Source organism: uncultured Campylobacter sp. (genome assembly GCF_937997465.1).
Lineage (GTDB): Bacteria > Campylobacterota > Campylobacteria > Campylobacterales > Campylobacteraceae > Campylobacter_A.
On sequence record NZ_CALKTQ010000049.1, the window covers coordinates 1 to 3976 of the forward strand.

At 45.9% G+C, this 3976-nt stretch carries 5 protein-coding genes; all 5 read left to right on the plus strand.

The genetic code is table 11. The features are described from left to right. Nucleotides 1-242 precede the first annotated feature (242 nt). Nucleotides 243-647 carry a Sec-independent protein translocase protein TatB gene (gene tatB / locus Q0546_RS01485; protein WP_298789886.1) on the plus strand — a complete coding sequence of 135 codons (405 nt, stop codon included), beginning with the start codon at nucleotides 243-245 and terminating at the stop codon, nucleotides 645-647. Further along, on the plus strand, nucleotides 647-1396 hold the full coding sequence (gene tatC / locus Q0546_RS01490) for a twin-arginine translocase subunit TatC (RefSeq protein WP_002951811.1): 750 nt from the start codon (nucleotides 647-649) through the stop codon (nucleotides 1394-1396). Before tatB ends, tatC begins: the two co-directional genes overlap by 1 nt. A gap of 25 nt (nucleotides 1397-1421) precedes the next feature. After that, on the plus strand, nucleotides 1422-2450 hold the full coding sequence (gene queA, locus Q0546_RS01495; RefSeq protein ID WP_298789890.1) for a tRNA preQ1(34) S-adenosylmethionine ribosyltransferase-isomerase QueA: 1029 nt from the start codon (nucleotides 1422-1424) through the stop codon (nucleotides 2448-2450). Between the two features lie 2 nt (nucleotides 2451-2452). Then, entirely contained in the window at nucleotides 2453-3475 is a 1023-nt protein-coding gene (locus tag Q0546_RS01500) for a hypothetical protein (RefSeq protein WP_298789892.1), read from the plus strand. 116 nt (nucleotides 3476-3591) lie between these two features. After that, nucleotides 3592-3976: VOC family protein (locus tag Q0546_RS01505; RefSeq protein ID WP_298789894.1), on the plus strand; the 385-nt coding region annotated here is incomplete at its 3' end.

Below are 3976 nucleotides of genomic sequence, written 5' to 3' on the forward strand. Positions count from 1 at the left end.
CGTATATTTTTGGGTGCCAGAAGTATCGTCGGTATCTGGCAAAACAGCCTAAACGCCGAGCAAGAGCAAAGAGCGCGGCTACTAAAAAATAGCGGGAAATTAAAATTTAAAAACAGGCGATATTACGCCAAAAATTTCCTCACCGCGGATGAAATTTCTTTATTTATCGCGGGCTGATTTATGCAAATTTGAGATAAAAAACGCTAAAATGAGCGCTTTAAAATAAAAATTTAGGATAAAAAATGTTTGGCATGAGCTTACCCGAGATCATCGTCATAGCCGTCATCGCGGTGCTATTTTTGGGGCCCGATAAGCTTCCCAGCGCGATGGTAGAGATAGCGAAATTTTTTAAAACCGTCAAAAAAACGGTCAATGACGCAAAAAGCAGCTTCGATCAAGAGATAAAAATCCAAGAACTCAAAGAGGACGCGAAAAAATACAAAGAAAGCATCGCAAAAACCACCGAAACAGTGCGAAAAAAGCTTACCTTTGAGGAGCTAGACGAGCTCAAAAAAGGCGTAAACGACGTCACTAGCGGCATCACGGACGGCCTAAACGACGTAAAAAAGAGCGTCGAAGCGGTCAAAAACCCGGGCGAAGCCGTTAAAAACGCCGTGCTGGGCGATAATGAGAAAAAAGAGGTGTAATGTTTGAAGAGCTAAAACCGCATTTAATAGAACTTAGAAAAAGGCTTTTCATCAGCGTCATGACCGTGATCGTGATGTTTGTCGTGTGCTTTAGCTTTTGGAATCAAATTTTAGACTTTATCATCGCGCCGCTGCAAAACACTCTGCCCGATAACCAAAAAATGGTCTTTCTTGAGGTGCAAGAGCCATTTTTCGTAGCAATGAAGGTGGCGTTTTTTACTGGATTTTTGTTTTCGTTGCCGATTATTTTTTGGCAGTTTTGGCTCTTTGTAGCGCCCGGGCTTTACGAAAACGAGAAAAAGTACGTAATCCCGTTCGTTATTTCGGCGACTTTTATGTTTTTAGTGGGCGCTGCGTTTTGCTACTACGTCGTCGTTCCTATCGGCTTTGCTTTCCTTATAAATTTCGGCCAGCAGCTCTTTTCCGCGATGCTAAATATCGGCGGCTACGTCGGCTTTTTTACGAAATTAGTCATAGCATTTGGCATCGCGTTTGAGCTTCCAGTTATCACCTTTTTCCTCGCTAAACTCGGCCTCGTCGATGATAAGATGCTAAAAAACTCCTTCCGCTACGCTATCGTCGTGATTTTTATATTTGCCGCGGTCATGACGCCGCCCGATATCCTCAGCCAGTTTTTGATGGCTGTCCCTCTTATCGGTCTTTACGGGCTTTCTATCTTTATAGCCGCCCGCGTAAATCCAGCTAAAAACGAGGAGTCGGAAACCGACGAAGAAAAAGAGGACGAATAATCATGAAATCAAGTAGGCTAGCCAAATGAGTCAAATTTTGAATCCAAACTCGCTTGAAGCCTACGATTACGAGCTACCGCCAGAGCTAATCGCAAATTTCCCAACCTTTCCAAAAGAGGACGCAAGGCTGCTAGTCTACGAGCGAGCTAGCGAAAAAATATATCATCTAAAATTCGGCGACTTGCCAGAGATTTTACCGCCTTGCGATATTATTTTTAACGACACCAAGGTGGTGAAAGCTAGAATTTTCGGCAAAAAACAAAGCGGCGGCGAGACGGAGCTTTTGCTAAACTCTCCGCTTGCGGACGGTAAATTTAGCGTCTATATAAAAGGTAAGGTCCGCGCAGGCAGCATTTTAAATTTCGACCAAAATTTGACCGCCGAGGTCTGCGAACTCTTTGACGACGGCTCGCGCACGGTCAAATTTAGCCAAAACGGCCGACTTTTGGACACGGCTGCGCTTTACGGTATATTGTCCCACATCGGCCACGTGCCTTTGCCACCATATATCAAGCGAAGCGACACCAAAGACGACGAGAGCTGGTATCAAAGCGTGTTTGCCAAAAACGAGGGCGCAGTGGCGGCTCCGACGGCGAGCCTGCACTTTAGCGACGAGATGATCGCGCACCTAGCCAAAGACCGCGAGATAGCCTACCTCACGCTGCACGTGGGCGCGGGGACGTTTAAGGGCGTGGAGAGCGAGGATATCACGCAGCACAAGATGCACGCGGAGTTTTACGATATCCCGCAAGATACGCAAAATTTGATCCGCTCAAATAGACCAATCCTGGGCGTGGGTACTACGGTAACGCGCTGCGTGGAGGAGTTTGCAAGAAGCGGCAGATCTAGCGGCGAGTGCAGGCTGTTTTTAAATTTAAACAACAAACCCATCCGCCAAAACTACCTACTTACGAATTTTCACCTACCAAAATCGACGCTAATCATGCTCGTTACGAGTTTCGTCGGACTTGAGCAGACTATGCGGATCTACAAAACCGCTGTGGAGCAAAAGTACAAATTTTACTCCTACGGCGACGCGATGCTGGTTATATAGCCGTGAGTTTCGCGTATATTTTCCTGATTTTCGCCGCGTTTTATATAGCGGTTTTGGGCGGTTGCTATTTTATGGATAAATTTAGAAGGTCAAATGGCGTGATAAAAAAAGAAACTATGCAAAAAAACGGTACGAGCGAGACCAGCAAATCTAGCGAGGCAAACACGCTACCCAAAGTCGATATCGCGGGCGGTTTGCTGTTTTTGGCATCCTCGCTAAACGAGGACGCGCAAAAAAACACGAACTACGTGCTGCTAGACTACGACATCGCCTATCCTAGGCTATTTTACGCAGATATCGCGGCTCTTGCAAAGCTCATCGACGCGATGGCTCAAATTTTCCTTTTAAACGTCTCAAACTCGACCGTTACGATCAAATTTTTACTCTCGAACTACTACAAAAACAACATCAAATTTACACTTAGCGTCCACTGCGATCATGACTTTTTTACGAGCAAAAGCACGCCTCGCGTAAATATGAACGCGCAAAGCCGCAAATACTACGAAACGGCGATGGCGCTAGCCGAGCAAAACGGCTCAAGCATCAGATTTGAGTTTGATCACGGCGCACGCATTAGCACCGAGATTTCGTTGCGTCTTTGCGACGACAAGCTCGATCTCATGCAAAGTTTTAAGATAAAAAATCCCAAAAATTTTAGCGCCCTCGTCGCCGAGCCAAACCACTATTCATTTAATATCATCAAAAAAGATCTCGAGTTTATCGGCATCGACGTGAAGCCGAGCAACGAGTGGGGTATCGTAAAGCGCCACATAGAGGATATGATCTTTCGCCCAAACGTAGTCTTTATCGAGGAGAGCCTGCTACGCGAGATAGATGGCGCTCTAGCTACGCTTTTGATAGAAAAAAAGATCGCGCTAGTCGTGCTAAAAACCACAAACGCGGCGATAAATTTAAACCCAAAAATCCGCGTTTGGACGCTAGTTCAGCCCTATCTATCCGACACTCTCGTGCGTATCTTAAATGAAGCTTACGAATTTGAGATGCAAAACGGGGATAAAATTTAGCTTTCTGAAATTTTACTCGCATTTTTAAACTGCCTTGCTTCGTTTGATAACGCCAAATTTGACCCAAAACCACTAGCTCCAAAATGATATAATAAACCAAAATATCGGAGGCAAAAATGAATAAAATAACCTGCGTCTGCCTAGGCGTGCGAAGCATGCAAAGGGCGCTCAAATTTTACCGCGACGGCCTAGGATTTGAGACGGACTGCAAAGAGGACAATCCTCCAGTGTGTTTTTTTAATACGTCCGGAACCAAATTTGAGCTCTACCCGCTAGACGCGCTGGCGCGAGATATCGACGAAACCAATCCGCCAAAGGGCAGCGGATTTGGCGGTATAACGCTAGCCTATAACGTAAAAAACAAAGAGGACGTGGATAGCGTCATAGAGATAGTAAAAAAGGCGGACGGCACCATCGTCAAGGAGCCCCAAGATACGTTTTGGGGCGGATATCACGCGTATTTTGCCGATCCGGACGGATACTACTGGGAGGTGGCTTGGG

Excerpts from the sequence above, each read along its gene's own strand:
- tatB (WP_298789886.1), top strand. The coding sequence starts at position 243 with ATGTTTGGCATGAGCTTACCCGAGATCATCGTCATAGCCGTCATCGCG.
- tatC (WP_002951811.1), top strand. The coding sequence starts at position 647 with ATGTTTGAAGAGCTAAAACCGCATTTAATAGAACTTAGAAAAAGGCTT.
- queA (WP_298789890.1), top strand. The coding sequence starts at position 1,422 with ATGAGTCAAATTTTGAATCCAAACTCGCTTGAAGCCTACGATTACGAG.